The sequence below is a fragment of the Paenibacillus sp. FSL R7-0163 genome (assembly GCF_037969975.1).
Lineage (GTDB): Bacteria > Bacillota > Bacilli > Paenibacillales > Paenibacillaceae > Paenibacillus_AQ > Paenibacillus_AQ odorifer.
In genome coordinates this window covers 4960708-4981811 of record NZ_CP150224.1, presented here as the reverse complement: position 1 = coordinate 4981811, position 21104 = coordinate 4960708, and the positions used below count along the sequence as shown (strand labels likewise).

The 21104-nt window shown below is 45.3% G+C and carries 16 protein-coding genes; 11 read left to right on the top strand and 5 right to left on the bottom strand.

Translation table 11 applies throughout. The features are described from left to right. Positions 1–4 precede the first annotated feature (4 nt). Positions 5–1777, top strand: coding sequence for a hypothetical protein (locus NST45_RS21970; protein ID WP_036680394.1), 1773 nt, complete (start codon positions 5–7; stop codon positions 1775–1777). 70 nt (positions 1778–1847) lie between these two features. Next, entirely contained in the window at positions 1848–5423 is a 3576-nt protein-coding gene (locus NST45_RS21965; protein ID WP_042124678.1) for a hypothetical protein, read from the top strand. Between the two features lie 45 nt (positions 5424–5468). Here NST45_RS21965 and NST45_RS21960 read toward each other — a convergent pair whose 3' ends face one another. The 5 genes from NST45_RS21960 to NST45_RS21940 all read right to left on the bottom strand — a co-directional run bounded on the left by NST45_RS21960 (position 5469) and on the right by NST45_RS21940 (position 11387). Continuing rightward, positions 5469–7157, bottom strand: a complete 1689-nt coding sequence (locus NST45_RS21960; RefSeq protein ID WP_036680398.1) for an alpha-glucosidase — start codon at positions 7155–7157, stop codon at positions 5469–5471. A 37-nt stretch (positions 7158–7194) separates the two neighbouring features. Beyond that, a complete protein-coding gene (locus NST45_RS21955; protein ID WP_170914277.1) occupies positions 7195–8016 on the bottom strand; it encodes a carbohydrate ABC transporter permease in 822 nt (273 codons plus the stop codon). After that, the gene (locus NST45_RS21950; RefSeq protein WP_036680400.1) at positions 8013–8879 is read right to left on the bottom strand and encodes a sugar ABC transporter permease; all 867 of its coding nucleotides are present in this window, start codon (positions 8877–8879) and stop codon (positions 8013–8015) included. Before NST45_RS21950 ends, NST45_RS21955 begins: the two co-directional genes overlap by 4 nt. Before the next feature lie 82 nt (positions 8880–8961). Next, a complete protein-coding gene (locus NST45_RS21945; RefSeq protein WP_339823810.1) occupies positions 8962–10227 on the bottom strand; it encodes an extracellular solute-binding protein in 1266 nt (421 codons plus the stop codon). Between the two features lie 155 nt (positions 10228–10382). Further along, entirely contained in the window at positions 10383–11387 is a 1005-nt protein-coding gene (locus tag NST45_RS21940; RefSeq protein WP_036680403.1) for a substrate-binding domain-containing protein, read from the bottom strand. A gap of 346 nt (positions 11388–11733) precedes the next feature. Between NST45_RS21940 and NST45_RS21935 the strand changes: the two genes are divergently transcribed. From NST45_RS21935 to NST45_RS21895, 9 genes are all read left to right on the top strand, one after another. Next, positions 11734–12687, top strand: coding sequence for an AraC family transcriptional regulator (locus NST45_RS21935; protein WP_052096809.1), 954 nt, complete (start codon positions 11734–11736; stop codon positions 12685–12687). A gap of 6 nt (positions 12688–12693) precedes the next feature. After that, positions 12694–13773 (top strand): Gfo/Idh/MocA family oxidoreductase, encoded by a 1080-nt coding sequence (locus NST45_RS21930; RefSeq protein ID WP_036680405.1) that lies wholly within the window; start codon positions 12694–12696, stop codon positions 13771–13773. A 47-nt stretch (positions 13774–13820) separates the two neighbouring features. Continuing rightward, positions 13821–14552 carry a ThuA domain-containing protein gene (locus NST45_RS21925; protein WP_036680406.1) on the top strand — a complete coding sequence of 244 codons (732 nt, stop codon included), beginning with the start codon at positions 13821–13823 and terminating at the stop codon, positions 14550–14552. Continuing rightward, positions 14553–15521, top strand: coding sequence for a sugar phosphate isomerase/epimerase (locus tag NST45_RS21920; protein ID WP_036680409.1), 969 nt, complete (start codon positions 14553–14555; stop codon positions 15519–15521). 711 nt (positions 15522–16232) lie between these two features. Beyond that, complete coding sequence (locus tag NST45_RS21915) at positions 16233–16379, top strand: hypothetical protein (RefSeq protein WP_179087782.1); 147 nt, start codon at positions 16233–16235, stop codon at positions 16377–16379. A gap of 580 nt (positions 16380–16959) precedes the next feature. Then, entirely contained in the window at positions 16960–17871 is a 912-nt protein-coding gene (locus NST45_RS21910; RefSeq protein WP_052096810.1) for a L,D-transpeptidase family protein, read from the top strand. Positions 17872–18250: 379 nt separating this feature from the next. Next, positions 18251–20101 (top strand): ABC-F family ATP-binding cassette domain-containing protein, encoded by a 1851-nt coding sequence (locus tag NST45_RS21905; RefSeq protein WP_076274210.1) that lies wholly within the window; start codon positions 18251–18253, stop codon positions 20099–20101. Between the two features lie 146 nt (positions 20102–20247). Further along, positions 20248–20547 carry a hypothetical protein gene (locus NST45_RS21900; protein ID WP_141118574.1) on the top strand — a complete coding sequence of 100 codons (300 nt, stop codon included), beginning with the start codon at positions 20248–20250 and terminating at the stop codon, positions 20545–20547. 4 nt (positions 20548–20551) lie between these two features. Then, entirely contained in the window at positions 20552–21079 is a 528-nt protein-coding gene (locus tag NST45_RS21895) for a hypothetical protein (RefSeq protein WP_036680415.1), read from the top strand. Positions 21080–21104 lie beyond the last annotated feature (25 nt).

The following is a 21104-nucleotide window of genomic DNA, read 5'->3' as shown; positions in this document are numbered from 1 at the left end:
ACATATGATGAATTCATCAATCCAACAAGTCTATAAAGATGTTATAGAGAAGCAGTGGAAGGATTTCGACAAGCAGTGGCTTGCACTTAAGACTAGGAGAGGCCCAGCCTACAATTATCATACTAATGTGCGCGACGCAGAGGTTCATTTGATTCGTGAATCGTTTTATTTTTCCTTATCTTTACTAGACCGCCAAGATGAGGGCGATGCCGAACTTGCGGCGCAAATGATCGGCTGTCTGCTCGACTTCCAGGAACTAGATAGAGAACACCCTTATTACGGAATTTGGCCTTATTATATGGAAGAATCAGTCGCCGATATGGCCTCTCCTGATCGCAATTGGGCTGACTTCTGTGGGAAAGCGCTCATTCAGGCCTATGTGGATCATGGCGATAAGTTGCCGGCTGAGCTACAGGGTCGAATTAAGAATTCACTGGAGGCAGCTGCTGAATTAATTAAAGAGCGCAATGTATTACCTTCGTATACGAATATTTGTATCATGGGGACTTACGTAGCACTGCTTGCAGGGGAATTGCTCGACAACAAGGACTTGTTCACTTACGGACGGAGTAAATTGAAGCTTCTGCATGAATATTGCACACTGCATGGTGCATTTACGGAGTACAATAGTCCGACTTATACCATTGTAGCGATTGAAGATTTGTCACTTATGCTCAGACATATACGGGACACAGCCAGTTTAGAGATGATCCGTGAGCTGCATGACATGGCGTGGGCTTCCATCGCTGAACATTATCATAGCACTACTGGACAATGGGCAGGACCCCATAGCCGATCATACGAAACGCTGCAAGGAAAGGGATTATTGTCATTCTTACAGCTTGCAGGGCAGGGACGTCTCCATTTCTTGGATGAGGATGAGCTGGAGATCAGCGCGCTTTGGGTGCGTGTCGGGTTAAATATGCCGGAACAGTATGTGTCTTATTTTAAGGAATCACGCGCTGCTTCATACTCGGAAAAGGTGATAGTTAAAGGAGCTATTCCGGTAGTTGCATCTTCTTACCTGACGCCTGAATTAGCGCTTGGTTCTTTCAACCATTGTGATCTGTGGAATCAGCGCAGACCACTGACCGCGTACTGGGGAGAGAGAGGGCATGCTTCCAGCCTGCGTTTCCGCTGTCTTCATGACCAATATGATTTTAGTTCTGGATTGCTACACACGGTTCAGCATCGTGGTATGCTGCTTGGCATCGCTCATTTCTGTGCGGATCATGGTGACAAACATTTTGTCTTGGACCCTATTCATGGAGTGGTTAAAGCTACTTCCTTACTCTTTCGATTTGAATTCGGTGGAGAACGAAGTCAGCTGGTGATGCCGGAGCAGATAGAAGCGGGCAAACCGCTGTTAATCCGTTCTCCATATGTAACGATAGGGCTTGTGTTTGAAGATTACCGTTTTGGAGCTTATATACCGCAGCTTCGCGTGATCGAAGAAGAAACAACAACCTCTCTGGAAATCATCCTATATGAAGGAGCAATTAAGGAGTTGAAGTTAACTGAACTAAAGGAAGCACATCTTGCGTTCGGATTAGTGGTTGAAAATGCGAATGGTTCAGAGGAAGAAATACTTGCTAAGCTTGCTGGTATAAGTACGGTAAACAAAGAGGGGCAGTTACAGCTTGCTTATGAGGATCCGTGCAAAAAGTTGGAATTACAGGTGCCAACTGGGGTATTGCCATTCCGTCAAACGATGGAGCAGGCTGCTGGAAGGATAGAAATTAAGCTCGAAGCGGGAGCGCCGATATGGTCGGTGTAAAAGGAGGAGCAGCTTCACGCTCGCTCCAACAAAAACATGTAAGTAAATATTAAGGTGTGGGAGGTCAACTATGAAGGATAGATTGAAACGAAACCCAAGCAAACGGTGGTACTCGCTGGTACTCACCATACTGCTTACAATCACTGCCGTTAGTCCGGCAGTGGAAGCTGTCGGGCTAACGACCATGACACAGGACACACCGATCTATTACGATAGGGTAGACAATGTCTATCCTGATTTGGCCAGAAGTGAAGTAATGCTGGACTTTTTTGAACAGAACCTAATTGCCAATCAGCAGCCTGATGGACGTTTTGACAATTATCCGCAAAAAGTATATGTCACAGGAGATACCTTAACCGCAGGAAACGTTACAGATAATTACGGTTTTGAGTCTGGCGCATCTGGCATAGCGGAAGGCTGGAGTATTATTGACGAAGCCGAAGGAGCACCAGAACAGGTAAGTGTCGCTTGGCAACAGGATGTTTCTGCGGCTCTGGAGGGTAAGAGTTACTTTGAAATGACAGCGCATTCATTTGGCAGTGCTGCGCTCGTACAGCATATAAGTAATCCGCTACATGTTTTGGTGGACTACACAAATCCCGCTGATGTAACGCTAAAGCCTGGCAGCCTGATGATTTTCAGCGCTTTTTATAAAGCGGATCAGGTTATGACAACACCACAAGGTCGGGGAATTTATGGCAAAGTGACATTTGTGGATCAGGGTGGTACCCCGATTGGAGACCCTTATGTGTTCAATGCTGCATCCAATGCTGCATCCAATGCGGTAGACTGGCAAGAGATTCGCGGGCTTGTGACGGTTCCTCCACAGCAGCCTGCTGGCATTATTGTGCAAGTAGGCTTGGATGAGAGTAAAGGAACCGTAATGTGGGATGGTGTCCGTCTGATGCGTGTGAACACATCGGTTGGAAGCGATCAGATTCCATATGCAACGAAAGGAACAGCAGCAGTTCCGAACGCCGGATTTGAATCGTCTGCTTCATGGATGCCGGTGACAGAAAGCGGATCGGTGGATTCCATAACACCGTCGGTCGCTGGAGGTTATAGTGGAAAGGGTGGCTGGATTGTGTCCTCATCCACCTCGGCTGTCGCTCTACTGAGCAATACGCTGTCCGCATCTGGTAACGGGACGCGGCAGTTTGGTGGGGATTATCGCATTTTCAACGTGAAGTACAAAACAGAACCGGGTTTTACCTCTACCGAAGAACATGGCGTAGAAGCTCGTCTTATCTATCTTAATCAAAGGAAGGAGCAAATCGGCAGCCAGAGCTTTTATGGAGATTCGACAGGGGGAGAGTGGATGGAGATCAATGGCGTCTTTGATACTCCATATCCCGTTTATTATGTGCGGATCGAACTGCGGAGCAATCATGCCCAAGGCACGGTAGTTTTTGATAATGTCTCATACATTGGTGTAGATCAACAGGCCAGCAGTACGGAGGCGGGCTTCGGCACGATAGGGCTGCTCGCTTTCAACTGGGTCCGCGGCGGCAAAACAGACGAGATGCTTGCCAAACGTGCTAGAGACGGACTTGATTTTTATTTAAATAGTAGAGTCACTGCAATCGATAATATTGCTAATGCAAGTAAGTTAATGCCCGGTCAGGCTAACAGTGGGGCAGCTTATGTTCCATACAGCGTAAGTGGTGCTACTACAGGTGCAGATTATCCAACGACAGCCTTTGGTCTGCATAACTTGGCTACGGCTATCGAGTATGGAGACGACTTGTTTACGCCACAGCAAATGGAGGACGCCAAGGAGAAAGCTTTGTCAATGTGGAATTGGCTCACTCGGGTAAGCCAATTCAATACACAGCAGTCTATGAACCAATCACTTGTCGCTTTGTTAGGTGGGATTCAGATGGCGAACCTGGTTCAAGATGATGCGTTGAAAAGAGAAATTCGCGATTATTATGCGGCAGGCATCGACGGCACAAATCTCCCGATAGTGTCTGGTGGCATGCGCAAGGCCGCGCGGCAAAATATCGATGGTTATGATATTTTTTACGAAGTTAATGGATTTGACGTGAGTTATGCGGGCGTTTCGTTAAGCGACTTAGCCGGTATTATGCAGGCTCTTCCCGATCAGGATGCTGGTTATGGTGATGTGAAGGAACTGCTATATCAGGATGGCTTGGAAATGGCGAACTATTTCAACATTCGCATGTCTGCGGATGGGTGGATTTTTGCGGGATCACGGCATAACGAGGGCGGCAGCTCAGCTTATAATATGGGGAACTTTTCAGGGCTTTCGTACTGGGGTCATGCACTGCAAGCGGATCTCGGTCGTTTTTTGATCAAATCGTTCGGCTCTCCTGTAATGTCATACGGGGATACAGCCAATTTGGGACATCTAGCGGTACATGGTCCGCTGCAAATGTACGAAACAATCAAGCGATATCCGTGGGATCGTACTCAGCAGCAGAAGCTGGAAGATAGCAGCATGCGCAAAGGAGAGGTATCGATTTATTTTAAAGCCGATTCCAAGCAGCCGCTTAATATTTCTGTATCCGGCACCGATTTCATGGAGAGCCTGCACGATACCGGAAAGGATGATCCCGATAAACCAGGCTTCCCAAAAATCGATCGGGTGAACGGTTGGTATGCAAAAGGGGCTGACGGAAACTGGAAATACGATGATATCAAACAGCTTACAGTGAGTCACGAGCTTCCTTCTTATTATGTACACCAAGATGAAGGTACGACAGCGAATGGAGTTAATTTGACGAAGCAATATTACATCACCGACGGCAAATCGTTATATAATCTTTTAGCGGTCCGGTTCGGATCTGCTCAAAGCTATTTATCACTTGGTGAACTGATCGGCTTGCCATATATGTCTGTACCAAATCGGGTGTATATTCCGGGGGAGAATGAGCTTGATCGGATTCGTATTAATGGTCTTTACGGCACGGACGGTACGCCACTGCTCGATTTAGCTCAGGATAGCGGTTCTGTATCAGCACCTGCTTTTGTGGCGGGGACGGCCAGAATTACCGGATTCCCGATGTTGAAGGCGGAGAATGCACCCGCTGGAGGAGCAGCCAAGCCGACATGGTTATCCACTGCAGATGAGGGGGCGCTAAGCACAGGATTTGTTACTACACCCGGAAAAATTATGGACGATTTGTATTCAAAAGCGTTATGGGATCCAACGAATGTTCGTTCTTCCGCGAACAACGGAAATATCGTTCAGTTCGCCAACAGCGATAAGATTACTGTTCAAGTAACGGACAGTACACTTCCTGTATCCTATAAAGAAGGAGACTGGGTCTACTTCGTTAGTAAAATCGAGCCTAATGCAGAGGCGTCCGGCTTTACAGTCAAATCAGTTGCGAAGTATACAGGACGAACGGACGTACTTCGTGTATTGATGATTGAAGATGAAGGGATGCAACTGGTGTTGTATGACGGGCACTCCCTGTTTATTGATAAAGCGGGGAAAGCAGCTTTAATTGATGGTCATCTCGTTCATGGATCAGGTTTGTCTTTGCTTAGGGGACAACTAGACCGTTCATTAGGAGACGATCCAGAACAATTTCCATATATATTAGATTTGAACGGGGACGGCCAAATTGATGCTGATGATTTGGAATTAATGTCAGTGAATCAACTTCAGACAGAGTAGTATCAAAAAAAGGAAGAAGTCGCGAGGACTTCTTCCTTATTTAAATTATTTAAGCTTATATACACGAGCTTCATAAGGACGAAGCTGAATTGTGTTTAGTTCTTCTTCTGGATTTATTTCGTAGTTGGCAATAAGCAATTCCTTCGCTTGGAATTTCACAGTAGAAGGAAGTTCGAAAGTCGTAGGCTCTCCGAAGAAATTCAATACAACCAGTAGCTGTTCTTCTCCAAGAGTACGTAGATAAGCGTATACCTGCTCATTCTCCTCGGCCAAGATTGTATAGTTTCCGTATACGATAATCTCATGCTGCTTACGCAGTTCAATTAGCTTCTTATAGTAGTGGAAAATAGAATCGGGATCAGCCAGTGCCTTCTCTACGTTGATATCTTTGTAGTTAGGGTTCACAGCCAACCACGGATTGCCGGTAGTGAAGCCTGCCTGCGGTTCCGAGTTCCATTGCATCGGCGTACGGCCATTGTCCCGACCTTTGATGTAAATGGAATTCATGATTTTTTCTTCCGAGTGTCCGGCAGCCAAGTATTCCTTATACATATTTACAATTTCAATATCCTTGTAGTCATCGATGGAAGCAAATTGAACATTTGTCATGCCGATTTCTTCACCTTGATAGATGTAAGGTGTACCTTGGAGCGTGTGAAGCAGTGTTGCTAGCATTTTGCCAGACTCTTTCGGGAACAGCTTATCATCACCAAAGCGGGATAGCATACGTGGCTGATCATGGTTGTTCATATACAAGCTGTTCCAACCCTTACCGTCGAGTGCGACTTGCCACTTGGAAATAATGGACTTAATGTCCGCCAGCTTCCAAGGCTGTACATTCCATTTACCTCCAGGACCGGAATCGACGTCCATGAGCTCGAAATGGAATACCATGTTCAGCTCGTTACGATCCTCGGAAACATACAGTGAAGCTTCTTCTGGAGTGACATTAACGGCTTCACCCACGGTCATGATATCGTACTTGGATAGCACCTCACGGTTCATTTCCTGCATATACTCATGTACGCGTGGACCGTTAACGAAATAGTCTCCACCGAAGTGGTACGTAGGCTGTTCTCCGTTACTTTCCCCAGAAACGCTAGGTAATTCCGGTACTTTGGAGATCAGGTTGATTACGTCCATGCGGAAGCCGTCAATTCCTTTATCCAGCCACCAGGTCATCATATCGTAGATTTCCTTGCGGAGCTTTGGATTGTCCCAATTTAGATCAGGTTGTTTACGGGAGAAGAGATGGAGGTAATATTCCTCCGATTTCTCATCGTATTCCCAAGCTGATCCACTGAAGAAGGAGCCCCAGTCGTTCGGCGGCTGTCCGTCTTTACCCGGACGCCAGATATAATAATCACGATAAGGATTATCCTGCGATTTGCGGGACTCTACGAACCAAGCATGCTCATCTGAGGAATGGTTGACCACAAGGTCCATAATCAGCTTCATGCCACGGCTGTGAAGACCAGCAAGCAGTTCCTCCCAATCGGAGAGCGTTCCGAAATCATCCATAATACTTTGATAATTACTGATATCATAACCGTTATCGTCATTAGGCGACTGGTACACTGGGCACAGCCACACCACGTCGACACCAAGATGATTTAAATAATCGAGTTTCGAGATAATCCCTTGCAGATCACCAATGCCATCCCCGTTACTGTCTTTAAAGCTGCGAGGGTAAATTTGATACACTACGCTTTCTTTCCACCATTTTTTATCCAAGGTTGTAATCTCCTATCTCTATATAGATCTAGCTATTTTATTTAATGGACCCTGATGTAAGTCCGCTGATAATCCATTTTTGTGCGAACAAATAGACGATGAGCATCGGGGTTAATGCGAGCAAATATGAAGCGAAAGCTAAGTTGAAATCTGTACTGAACTGCCCCTGGAATACATATTGTACCAGCGGAAGTGTGTAGGAATCCTGATCGCCGAGCAGAACCAGCGGTAGCATAAAGTCATTCCAAGTGGATAGACAAGACAGGATACCGATCGTTGCACTAACAGGAGCAAGAAGTGGAAAAATAATCTTCCAGAACGTTCCAAAGGTCGATGCGCCGTCTACTGTAGCCGCTTCTTCCAGTTCATACGGAATGGAACGGATATAACCGGTGTAAACAAACACGTTAAAGGCCAGACCATAAACGACGTATAGAATAATAATCCCTACAATGTTGTTCATGTGTAGATCCGTAGTCACTTTGACCACAGGCAGCATGATAATCTGGAAAGGGATAAACATTGCGCTGATAAAATAGAAGTACAGCACTTTGAAAAATCTTCGCTTCATATTACGTGCAATAGCATAGGCTACCATGGAGTTGGTAAGCAATATGAACACGACTGTTGTAACGGTAATCACGGTACTATTTCCTAATGCATTGAAGAAATTCGTTGCTTTAATCGCATTGGAGAAGTTCTCAAAATGCAGGCCAGTTGGCAGCGAGAAGATAGATTGAGCCATTTCCTCGGGATTCTTGAGTGCGATGGCAATGGTCATGTACAGCGGAAACAGGATCAGTAGTGAGCCTAGGGCGATAAGAATCGTTACAGGCCAGTTGGTTGATTTTTTGATCATAAGTCCATCTCCCGTTTCTGCAGAAATTTAAGCTGAAGGGCGGAGATAACGACAATCACGATAAAATAAATCACGGCGTTCGCCGATTGATAGGCAAATTCTCCGCCTTGGAAGCCGCCTGTGTAGATTAAGTGGGCAATGGATTGCGTTGAACGACCTGGACCCCCGCCTGTCAAGGCAACGATTTGGTCGAATACCATTAGACCGCCCTTCATCGCGAGCACCATATTGATGGTGAAGAAGGAAGCAAGCATTGGGAACGTAATGCTCCAGAATTCTCTCCAGCGGCTAGCGCCGTCCAGATTGGAAGCTTCGTAAAGATCATGAGGAATGGTTTGAAGGCCCGCGAGATAGAGAATCGTGTTATAAGCAATCCCCTGCCAAACGGCTACAATGACGATACCGATCCAAGCCCAGTCCGAGTTACCGAGAATGTTCTGTGATAGGAATTCGCTGCCGAGCTTCGCACCCCAAATAGGGAATACATTAGCGAACAAGTAGTTAAAAATAAAACCAACAATCAATACGCTGAGGATATTCGGTAAGAAATACACGCCACGGAAAAAGTTTTTAGCTTTAATTTTGGCGTTAAGTCCAAGCGCAATCAACAAGCTGATAATGTTGATAAGAATAGTGGTTAGAATGGCATATTTAAAAGTGAACACATATGAATTCAACACATTTTCATCTTGAAAAATGTTAATGAAGTTCTTAAATCCTACGTAATCAAAGCTGTCACTAAAGCCGTCCCAGTTCGTGAACGAATAATATATACCCTGGATTGCAGGAAAGGTATGGAAGGCAAAGAAAAGAAGTAATGCCGGTATAGTCATCAGATAAAAGGCGACTCGGCGTTTGGCCATCATGTAATCCTCCTCATTGTAAAAGCGAAAGAGAAGAGGGGAAGCCCCATTCTCTTTCGCGGTTCATGTTTGTCTGATCAGTTTATTTCCGGTTAGCTACTTTATCCCATTCCTTATCAAGCTGTTCTAGGTAAGCTTTAATGTCTTTCTTTTGCAAGAAGGATTGGTTGATGGTATCCACTTTCATTGCACTTGGGATGTAGTGGTCAGCAAAGTCAGCCAAGTTGCCAGCGGTAAACGCTTCTTTAAAGCCATCCATTGTTGGATCATCTTGTGTTACACCTTGTACAGCTGGGAATGCTTTTTGCTCATTGATGTATAGGCTAACATTCTCAGGTTGAAGCAGGAAGTCTACGAATTTCTTTGCTTCTTCTTTATGTTTAGTGTTCTTGGAAATCGTCAGTAATGTATCTACGCCAGAAATGACCTTGTTATCGGCAGCATTATTTGTCGCTGGGAATGGGAATACGCCAAGTTCAATGGATGGATTGGCTTTCACGATTTCTGGGATCGCCCATACGCCTTGCAGGTACATTGCGGATTCACCTTTAGCGAATGCTGTGTTGCCGTCATTGTAGCCTTTACCAAAAATATCTTTTTGTCCGTATTCCGTCAGCTTAAGCAGCTTTTCAGCAACCTCGTTAAAGCTGTCTGAGAAGGTTACAGTACCTGCCGCACGCTCCTTGAAGAAATCATTCCCTTTAATGATCGTGGAAAGGGAGTTGAACGGCGTAAGTGTTGTCCATGAATCCTTCAGTGTCAGGTAAAAAGCATTTTTACCGCTGTCCTTGAACTTTTGAGCGACAGCCATGGACTCATCCCAAGTAGTTGGAACAGTCACACCGGCTTCAGCGAACATCGCTTTATTGTAAATGACACCACTTGCGTTTGAAGAGAATGGAAGACCATTCAGTTCTTCCGAACCTGTCAGGTCTTTCAGCATTTGGAGATATGCTGGCTGGATATTCTCAGCAAGTGGATCGCCTGTGAAATCTTCAAAAAGACCGCTGCCAGATAACGTCTTGTAGGTGTCAGTTGCTCCGATCCCTACCACGTCAGGAATATCTTTTTTCGCTGCACGAGTTTTCAATACCGTTTCAGCATCTGGCGGGTTAACCTGTGTGACAACAATATTTGGATTGGCTTCATTAAATTTCGCAACCAGCTTGTCGAAGGTGGCTTTGGCTTCGGTCTTATTTTGGAAAAACTCGATTTTCACCTTGTCACCGGAGGAGTTCCCGCCGCTAGATGTGTTGTCAGCCGCATTGTTACCACTATTGCTACCGCAGGCGCTAAGCACGGACATAGCCAGTAGACTAACCATTACGGGTTTAATTGTTTTTTTCATGATAAATCCTCCTAATAATGTGTTGGTATTATGGTGAATTTGGTAAGAGTAAACGTTTACGTTGATTGCAAATTTAAATGATATGCATGTTCTTCTAAGCGACGGGTATGCCATAAAAGAGACAGTAAACGTTTACGTAATATTGATAAAAAGACTTAGGTAAGCGATCTTACCGTTTGTCTTTCCACAATTGTGTGATCGACAATCTGGCTGTTCACAGACTCGCCTGTTTCAATCATCTGAATGAGCTTCTCCACGGCGATCTTTCCAATATCGTACAGCGGTTGGCGTACTGTTGTTAAAGGCGGAATAACCATTTTGGCTAATCCAAGATCGTCATATCCCATAATGGAGATATCCTCGGGCACGCTTAGACCATTTTTGATAACGGTGGAGAGGGCACCAATCGCCATTTCATCACTAGCAGCAAAAACGGCAGTCACATCAGGCGCTTGCTCCAAAAGAGTCTCCATAGCTATACTTCCGCTCTCATACAAAAAATCTCCGTAAGCAAGATAGCGGCTGTCAAAAGGAATGCCATTTGCTTCAAGCGCATGCTTGTAACCTTCTGCTCTTGGCGCACCAGCGATAAGATCGCTAGGGTTCCCACTAATCATGGCTATTTTGCGGTGACCTTTTGAAATTAAGTAGAGGATAGCGTCAAAAGCAGCTCGATAATCATCTACTTTCACATAAGGGACCTTGGCGAATTCTGTTTGGGAAGAGACCAGTACAACGGGGATCCTCATGGTTTCTAGCACATCGTAATATTCTTTCTTAAGGACTTCACTCGAAAAAATAATGCCATCAACCTGTTTCTCTCTCAGGAGCTGCAAATACTTCAACGTTCTTTTACCGTCCTGATCGGTATTGCATACCATCACACTGTAGTTCCGGTCATTGGCCAATTCTTCAATACCTTTGAGCAGATCGGAAGAGAAGGCACCAGAAACACTAGGGAACATAACACCAATGGTCTGTGTACGCTTATTGATTAGACCCCGGGCAATCGCATTGGGTTGATAACCAATTTCTTTGATCGCCTCATTTACCTTTTGTTTCGTTTTGTCCGAATACCCACTTAAATTGTTTAGCACGCGAGAGACTGTGGCAATGGAAACGTTCGCTTTCTGTGCAACATCTTTAATCGTTGGGTTCATTCCTATGAGCTCCTTAAACTACGGTTATCCTTGAATTAAACGCTTACGCTGATGAGAGTAAGTTATGAAGGAAGAGAACGTAAACGCTTACCCCGAATATAAATGCTGGTAGGCGCTTTTGTCAACTGTACTTAAAAAATAAAAAAATGATCAAAACTACGCAAGAGCAGTAATCTTTTAATAGGAATGATACCGATGTATATACCAAAAATTTACTTAGAAATATCGGAATTGACAAAAGAATATTGGAGGTCTAACATTTAGAGAGTAAACGCTTACGTAAAATTTTAAAATATGGCATGCAAGCCCTGGTTTTAATGATTTACTCGGATAAGGAGTTGCATTTATGAATATTTATCTCGAGATTCCGGATGTAGATAAGCACTTTCCTTACCGCAGTTTACTCTGCAATGGTGATACGTTGTGTTATCCGCATTGGCATAAAGAAATTGAAATTATCTATGTTACCAAAGGAAGCCTGAATCTGGGAATTAACGATACCCCTATTCACATGGAGCAGGGCGAGGTTCAGTTTATCAATGGTGGGGATGTGCATTATTTTCTCTCTTCACCTGAGAGTGAACGGGTAGTGATTCAATTTGACCTGAATTTGTTCCAAGAAGTAGCCGCTTTGAACGGTAATGACTACTCACTTCGTGAGGTCTTTACGCTTATGGAGTATTCCAGTTCAAGATGGCCCGTGGCAACTGCCGCGAAGGTCAAAGGGCTGATTGAGAGTATTTACGAGGAAGATGTACAGCGAAGAGAAGGGTATGTTTTTCTAATCAAGGCTAGATTGTTTGAACTGCTGACCGTTATTTTACGGGAGGTGCCAAAGAGTCCGATCAAGAAACAGCCTAAGTTCTCGGAAGATACACTGAATCAATCCAGAGAAACACTGGAAAGACTAGAGCGGATTTTTATTTATGTGGAGCAGCATTATCAGGAGGCTATTTCACTGAATGAGGTAGCTAATTATATGGGTTTTAGTCCTTATTATTTTACCAAATTGTTCAAGAAAAACACGGGCATGACCTTTATCGCGTTCTTAAATGAATACCGGCTTAACAAAGCCAAATGGATCTTGATTAATGAAGATCTGCCGATGTCTGCCGTGGCGGAAGCAGCCGGGTTTGGCAGCGTGAAGACCTTCCATCATTTTTTCAAGGAAGCAACGGGGATATCCCCGCTGAAATACCACAAGACAATATTCGGGAATAATACAGCAAGATTGCAGGAAGAAAGCCCTTCCTCAGCTTTGTATGATAGAGATATCAAAACAGGAATAAGTGGAGGTTAGACCAGAATGACTTTAACAGTAGGAATTATCGGCTGCGGAGGTATTGCGAACGGCAAGCACATGCCCGCGTTAAAAAAAGTAGAAGGTGCGCGAATGGTTGCTTTTTGTGATATCGTCGCTGAACGTGCCGAGAAGGCAAAAGCGGAGTTTGGAGATGAGCAGTCCGTAGTTTACACAGATTATAAAGAGCTTCTTAACGATGCAAGTATAGATGTGATTCATGTATGTACGCCGAACATTTCCCATGCGGAGATTTCCATTGCGGCTATGGAAGCAGGCAAACACGTAATGTGTGAGAAGCCGATGGCTAAAACCACGGCAGAAGCACAAGCGATGATCGAGGCCTCAGAGCGAACTGGGAAAAAGCTGACCATCGGTTATCAGAACCGTTTCAGACCAGATTCAGCTTATCTGCATGCGGTATGTGAGAATAATGAGCTTGGTGAGATCTATTACGCCAGAGCTAAGGCTATCCGTCGTCGCGCTGTCCCAACTTGGGGTGTGTTTTTGGATGAAGAAGCGCAAGGCGGCGGTCCGTTGATTGATATCGGGACCCATGCGCTCGATTTGACCCTGTGGATGATGGATAATTACAAACCTAAATATGTCGTGGGCAACGCTTATCATAAGCTGTCCGGTCGTAAAAATGCTGCAAATGCTTGGGGCCCGTGGGATCCTGAGAAGTTTACAGTTGAGGATTCCGCCATTGGATTCATCACTATGGAGAATGGGGCTACCATCGTCTTAGAAGCAAGCTGGGCACTGAATACACTCGATGTCGGTGAGGCCAAAACGGTACTTTGTGGGACTGAAGGCGGAGCAGATATGGAGAACGGTCTGCGCATTAACGGAGAAGCCTACGGTAAAACCTTTGAAAAGCATATCGGTCTGGATGCCGGTGGCGTCGACTTTTATGATGGTGCGGGAGATGATCCTGCGATGATAGAGGCAGCTCAGTGGATTGACAGCATTGTAAATGACACCGAGCCTGTGGTGAAGCCGGAGCAGGCGTTGGTTGTGACTCGCATCTTGGAGGCTATTTATAAATCCTCTGAAACTGGAATGCCTGTGTTTTTGAATAATTAAGCAAATTCGATGGTCATAGATAAATATGAACTAGGAGTGTGTCCCAAGTGACAAGAGTAACCGTATGGAATGAATTCCGTCATGAACGGCAGGAAGAAAGAATTCTTAAGGTCTATCCGCAAGGTATTCATGGACAACTGGCCAGCTTCCTTCAAGAAGCAGGACTGGACACTAAGACAGCTACGCTGGATGAACCAGAGCATGGACTGACGCAAGAGGTATTGGATAACACGGATGTACTGATCTGGTGGGGACATATCGCCCATCATGAAGTAAGTGATGAGATTGTAAACCGTGTACATGCGCGAGTGCTGCAAGGTATGGGACTTGTAGTGCTTCATTCGGGCCATATGTCCAAAATCTTTATGAAATTAATGGGCACCAGCTGCGATCTGAAATGGCGTGAAGCTGAGGAGAAGGAGCGCCTGTGGGTCATGGACCCAAGTCACCCGATTGCTGAGGGCATTGGTGAATACATCGACTTGGAGCAAGAGGAAATGTACGGTGCGCATTTTGATGTGCCAGCACCAGAGAGTCTTGTATTTGTCGGCTGGTTCGAAGGCGGCAACGTCTTCCCAAGCGGATCGACCTACCGTAGAGGCAGCGGTAAGATCTTTTATTTCCAGCCTGGTCATGAATCTTACCCAACCTATTACAACAAGGATATTCAAAAAGTTATCATCAATGGCGTGAACTGGTGTGCCCCAACGAAACGTGACTATCCGGTTTACGGACATTCTGAAGCCTTAGAGCCTATCAAAGAAAAGGTGGTCGTATAAATGAAATTAGGCGTATTTGATCCTGTATTTGGAAGCTTGAGTCTTGACGAGATGTTAGATAAAATCGCCGCCGCAGGTTTGAATGCGGTAGAAATCGGCTCGGGTGGTAATCCCGGTAATGCTCACTGTCCGACAGATGAGCTGCTTGCCAGCGAGTCAGCACGTCAAGAATATTTGGAAAAGTTCACGAAACGTGGCATTATGATCAGTGCCTTCAGTTGCCATAATAACCCGATTTCACCAGATAAAGAAGAAGCCCGCGCTGGAGATGAAATTCTCCGTAAATCGATCAAGCTGGCTTCACTCATGGGTGTTAAGGTCGTGAACACCTTTTCGGGAACGGCTGGGGACAGCGATGAGGCAAAAGCACCGAACTGGCCAGTCACGCCTTGGCCTACCGTGTACAGCGACATCAAAACCTGGCAGTGGGAACATAAGCTGATCCCTTACTGGAAGGAAATCGGCAAGCTGGCCGAGGAGCATGGCGTTAAGATCGGCATCGAGCTGCATGGCGGCTTCCTGTGCCATACCCCTTATACGATTTTGAAGCTTAGAGAAGCAACCTGCGATGCTATTGGAGCCAATCTGGATCCGAGCCATCTGTGGTGGCAAGGTATTGATCCTGTAGGTGCTATTAAGATTCTCGGTAAAGCTGGCGCGATTCACCATTTCCATGCCAAGGACACTTACTTGGATCAGGACAACATCAATATGTATGGTTTGACCGATATGCAACCTTATGGCGATGTGCAGACCCGCGCATGGACCTTCCGCTCCGTTGGTTGCGGGCACAGCATATCTGAGTGGTCAGATATCATGAGCGCGCTGCGCACTTACGGTTATGATTACGTGGTGAGCATCGAGCATGAAGACCCTCTTATGACGGTTGACGAAGGCTTCCAACGTGCAGTAACCAATTTGCAATCCATTCTTATTCATGACCAACCTCAGGGTATGTGGTGGGTGTAAGGTCAATTTAGAAAGCCTTGATTCTCTATTAAGAGAATCAAGGCTTTTTCTGTGTGTAGTGGGGGTGGAGGGGAAAACGGAAGAGCGGAAGGGGAGAACGGCAGAATGGGAGGGGAAAACGGAAGATCGGAATGAAAGAACGGAAGAGCGGAAGGGAGTAGAAATGAGCTGGCAAAGAGATAGGGAGGAGGTAGAGACGAGTAGGAGCTAATAAGAAACGAACTAGAAACTAACCAGAAATGTACTGGGAACGAACTAGTAACTAAACCAGAAATGAAACAAGAAACGAACGAAAAACCAACTAAAAACGAACTAAAAACGAACGAACTAACTAACTAACTACCAATCAAAAATGAACTAGTTTGCTAACGGACTCAGTTGCAGCTATTCGCGAGTTTTAGGGTTTTTGGAGCGAGTTTTGGACCCGAGAGACCTTATTGGTCCTGAAAAGCAAGTAATTCGAGGTGTTTAGAGCAAATAACTGCGCTGGAGTCCGATAGCATCTCAAAACAGCGGATTTGTTGCAAATAGGGTCTCTGGAGTCCGCAACTAATGTGCTTATACGCTAGCTGATCTTCGATGGTAAAACCGTAGTTAGTTTGGGGGCTGGTGCGTTGAGCTTCGGTAGAATGGGATACGGGTAAATGTGCAGCGCAGTTAGTCTGGGACTGGAGCGGAGCGTGGTGGAGATGTGGTGGAGATGTGGTGGAGATGTGGTGGAGATGTGGTGGAGATGTGGTAGAGATGTGGTGGAGAAGTGGTGGAGAAGTGGTGGAAAAATGGTGGAGTTTTGGTGCAGATGTGGTAGGTAACTGTGCTAACGGTAACGGGCAAATGAGCGGACGCAGTAATGTATGAGACGTAGGGCGGAAATGTATGAGACGTAGGGCGGAAATGTATGAGACATAGGGCAGAAGTGTATGAGATGTAGGGCAGTAATGTATGAGACGTAGGGCAGTAATGTATGAGACATAGGGCAGAAATGATAGAGACATAGGAAAGAACAAGGTAGAACTGTGCTAAAGGACTCAGATGCAGCTATTCGCGTGTTTTAGGTCTTTTTGAGCGAGTTTCGGACCCGAGAGACCTTATTGGTCGTGAAGAGCAAGGAATTCGAGGGTATTTGAGCAAATAACTGCGCTGGAGTCCGATAGCATCTCAAAACAGCGAAATAGATGCAAATAGGGTCTCTGGAGTCCGATAGCATCCCAAAACAGCGAAAAAGTTGCAAATAGGGGCTCTAGGGTCCGCAACTTATGTGTTTATGCGTTAGCTGATCTTTGCGTATCCAAAGGTCGGCTTTTTGTCGTGCATTCACTGGTTACAGTATTGCAATCTCTGCGTCAAGCGGGAGGGGACGAGTTGAAAAGAATAGGTACAGGCTGGTACGCAACATATTTGAAATGATTTCGTCTTTATATAACGGAGGTGGAGCAAGATGAATTTATGCTTTTCGGGAGGCCGGTTTCAAACTTTTTTACAGCGGAACATTAAACTGATGCTTGTATTTGGGCTTTTGTTCGCTGCTTGCTTTACAGGAGTTGGAAGGGTGGAAGCTGCTGGCTCAGATCTGATCATCGTGAACAAAAAAACAAACAAACTCGCGTATTTCAGTGACGGCAAGCTGGTGAAGACTTTTCCGGTTGCCACAGGGAAGTCGAAGGAACTGACGCCAGAAGGTAGCTTCAAAATGGTGGTTAAAGTAAAAAACAGACCCTACTACAAAGAGAAAATTCCCGGTGGGGATCCGGCCAATCCGCTTGGCGACCGCTGGCTGGGGCTGGAAGTGAACGGGACCTATGGCACGACGTATGCGATTCACGGCAATAATAATGAGTCATCGATAGGGAAGTATGTTAGCGCTGGTTGTATTCGAATGCATAATGATGATATTCATTGGCTGTATCCAAAAGTAGCCAAGAATACTCGAGTTATCATTACAACGAGCACACTGGCTATGGAGAATATTGCAACTAAAAACGGGTACTCTGTAGGAAGCAATAAGTTTGCGGGGACTTTTGAGATCAATGGGACGACAACAAAGCTGAAGGATCCTTTTATATTGGAAAATTCCCGTGTGTTTGTTCCGCTGAGAGAATCCGTGGCCTTACTGGGTGGAACTTTGCAGAGTGAAGCGGGGACAGGTGCACTGCTAATTACGATCGGCAATCGTACGGTGACACACAAGCCATTATCCAATAAGGCTATTGTGAATGGAAAATCCATTACGATTTTACCGTCACGCAATGAAAATAACCGATTACTAATTCCGCTGAGTATCTTGCCTGATTTATTTGCTGTTCAGGTGCAGTGGAATGCGCAGACTCAGGTGGTAAAGATTAAGTTATAATTGTTCTTGACCTTTTATTTCTGATTTAAATTGTTATATACTGTACTTATTCTAAAAATACGGACAATTACGGAGGGCCACCGACTGATGAATAACTAACACGTTTCCTGAAACAGACCATAAAGTTTGTGAAGTGCATATGCACAAGTCACGGAGCACCCGCGCAGGGTGATAACGGTCAGGGATACGTGTGTCGGTCGGGGGCCTTACGATGCTTTTATATGGATAGTTCTATCTATTGTGTTGGTTTACTCTGCATCCAGCAGGTGATCACGGCCGTAGTCTATCCATGTCTGGGCACATTCCCCCTTCATACGCTATTCGACCGCAGACCGCTGGCTGCGGTTTTTTATTTGCAATGAAATCGGAGGAATGAAAGATGACTGTAATTAAAGCGAAGAATTTACGTAAGGAATGGAACGGGATCCCTTTATTTAAGGAGGTATCCTTTGAGATAGCAGAAGGAGAGCGCGTGCTTTTATTTGGACGAAATGGGATTGGCAAAACCACACTGCTTAAGGGGCTGATCGGTCGGCTTACTTTTGAAGAGGGAAGTATCTATCATGGCCTGTCATCTGAAGAATGGGGTGTGCTCGATCAACAGCTTGAGGTACCAGGGGAAGTAACCGCATTGGAATACGTTCTTTCAGGGTCAGCGCAGCTGCCTGAATTAAAACGCCAGCTGGAAGCCCTCAGTCAGAGATTGCAGGAGCAGAAAGCTGATAACGAAGCTGAGTTGGCTGAATATGCAGAGGTGTACGATGGTTACTTGCAGCTTGATGGATATGGCTGGGAGGTCAAAGCGGAAAAAAGTCTAAAGCAGCTCAAGCTTGAACATGCAGTCTGGGATTTGCCATACGCCTCACTTAGTGGAGGGCAAAAGACACGGGTGCAATTAGCAGCATTATTAGCCCGGCAGCCCAAGCTATTGATTCTGGATGAACCGACCAATCACATAGATGGAGAAACGATGGAGTGGTTGGAGCATTGGGTGTGCAACTACCCTGGAACGGTGTTTTATGTATCACATGATCGTACATTTATTGATCGAACTGCGACGTCTGTGCTGGAGCTTAGTCCGGAGGGATGCCGGCGTTATTCGGGTGGATATACACAGTACCGGGAGCAGAAGACTATAGAGCTGAGAACATTGGAGGGACAATATAAAAAGCAGGAGCAAGAAAAGGAGAAGCTGTTGGAGAGCATTAGGCGGTATGCAGAATGGTTCCAGCAAGCGCATCGTGCTGCCGGACAAAATGATTTTCTGCGTTCGAAATCCAAGAAAAATGTGTCTCGTTTCCATGCCAAGGAAGCTGCGCTGGAACGGTTAAATAAGAACCGTGTAGAATTGCCCCGCGAGACTGGCAAGCTGAAGATGAAGCTGGAAAGCGAAGAGTTTCTGGCAGATTCTTTACTGACACTCCGTGAGATAGAGTTTGCGTATGATGGGAGTGCGCCTTTTCTTAGGAATTTCAGCTTGTCGCTAAATCGGGGAGACCGATTGTCTATTCTGGGTCCTAATGGTGTTGGAAAGTCTACGCTGTTGAAATTAATTGCAGGGATCAATAAGCCTACAAAAGGTGAAGTGCGGCTGCATCCACGGACGACAATCGGTTATTTTGCACAAGAGCTAGATAACTTAGAGATGAACTCTACGATTCTGGATAGCTTGCTTGAACTGCCGGGAATGACCCAGACGGAGGCGCGGACAATTTTGGGTTGCTTTTTATTTACGCGGGACGATGTATTTAAACGGATTGGGGATTTGAGTCTGGGGGAGAAATGCCGTGTGGCTTTCCTCAAGTTGTATTTTGGAAAAGCAAATCTATTGGTCTTAGATGAACCCACTAATTATCTGGACATTGACACTAGGGAACGTGTAGAAGAGGCACTGATGGTGTATCCCGGTGGACTAGTGATGGTCTCGCATGACCGTTATCTTCACTCTAAAGTGGCTAATCGCTTGGTGATATTAGAGCCGTCTCAGGCACCAAAGTTTTTTCAAGGAACGTATGCTGAATATTTTGCAAAAGACAGAACCCGTCTGCTTACTGGTATAGAACAGGCTCGGGAGGATGACCTTGCCCTTCTACAGCTGCGTCTGAATCAGTTGATTCAGAGTAGCAGTGTGGAATCTGAGGCGGAAAATGCAGCGCTAGTGGCAGAAATCGTTAATTTGCAGCGACAAATACAGGAACTAAGGGGCGAGGGGAAACCCGCATCCTCCTAAGCGGATAAAAAACACAACCTTGCTCAGGATGTATTTATCTTGAACAGGTTGTGTTTTTAGATAGGAGACGTAAGGTGTAAGGTGTATAATTTGGAGGAATGTGGATTTTTTGGCGATAAAGAAACCTTGAGAGGATGGTTGCAGAATTGCTGAAATTGGGCTCTTTTATATTGGAATTACTTCGATTATGTATATTGCTTGTGCTGACTTTATTAGTTTTGGGTTGGGCAGAAAGATTGATCTATCAATTGATATTTGGTCAGCCCGTGTATAGCTGGAGTATGGGATTCGGGAATTTATTGTTATTTTTTATGCTGTACCGGAATCATTTTCAGTTTAAAGGCTGGTATAAATCAGAGAAGAACCAAAAGCTAACGCTCCTCACCACAAGAGTAATCACCGTAATTTCCATAGGACTAATAATCCTGCCGCTAGGGCTGGGCTGATCTTATGAAGATTAGAATCATTGGAGCTTGCGGCAGCGGCAAATCCTATATCGCCCGGGAGTTATCTAGAAAATATGGTGTAGAGTATTACGAGACAGACAACTTGGTATGGGACAGAAGTGCCGAGAATTTGCGTTTTTCAGTTGAAGCAAGGGATGCTCAGTTGGAAGAAATCCTTGATAAACCCTCATGGATTCTGGAAGGTGCACATTACAAATGGGGACAAGAGAGTTTTAAAGCTGCTGACTTAATCGTTATTTTGAACCCTAATAAAGTGATCAGGGATTTGAGAGTGTTTACAAGGTTTATAAAAACAAGACTGGGTTTAGAGCAAGCGAATTACAAGCAGTCATTTAAGAATCTGTATGTGATGATTTTTGAATGGAACCGTGGATATGATCAGGAGGCCGCACATAGGATTATAGAGTTAACGGATACTCTGTCTGATAAACGGGTAATTGTTAAAAATAACAAAGAGCTGGAGCCCATTATCCAAGAGCATCTGAGGAAGGGATTGTTAAATAGGGATTGAGCGACAAAGTAAACGATAGAGAGAG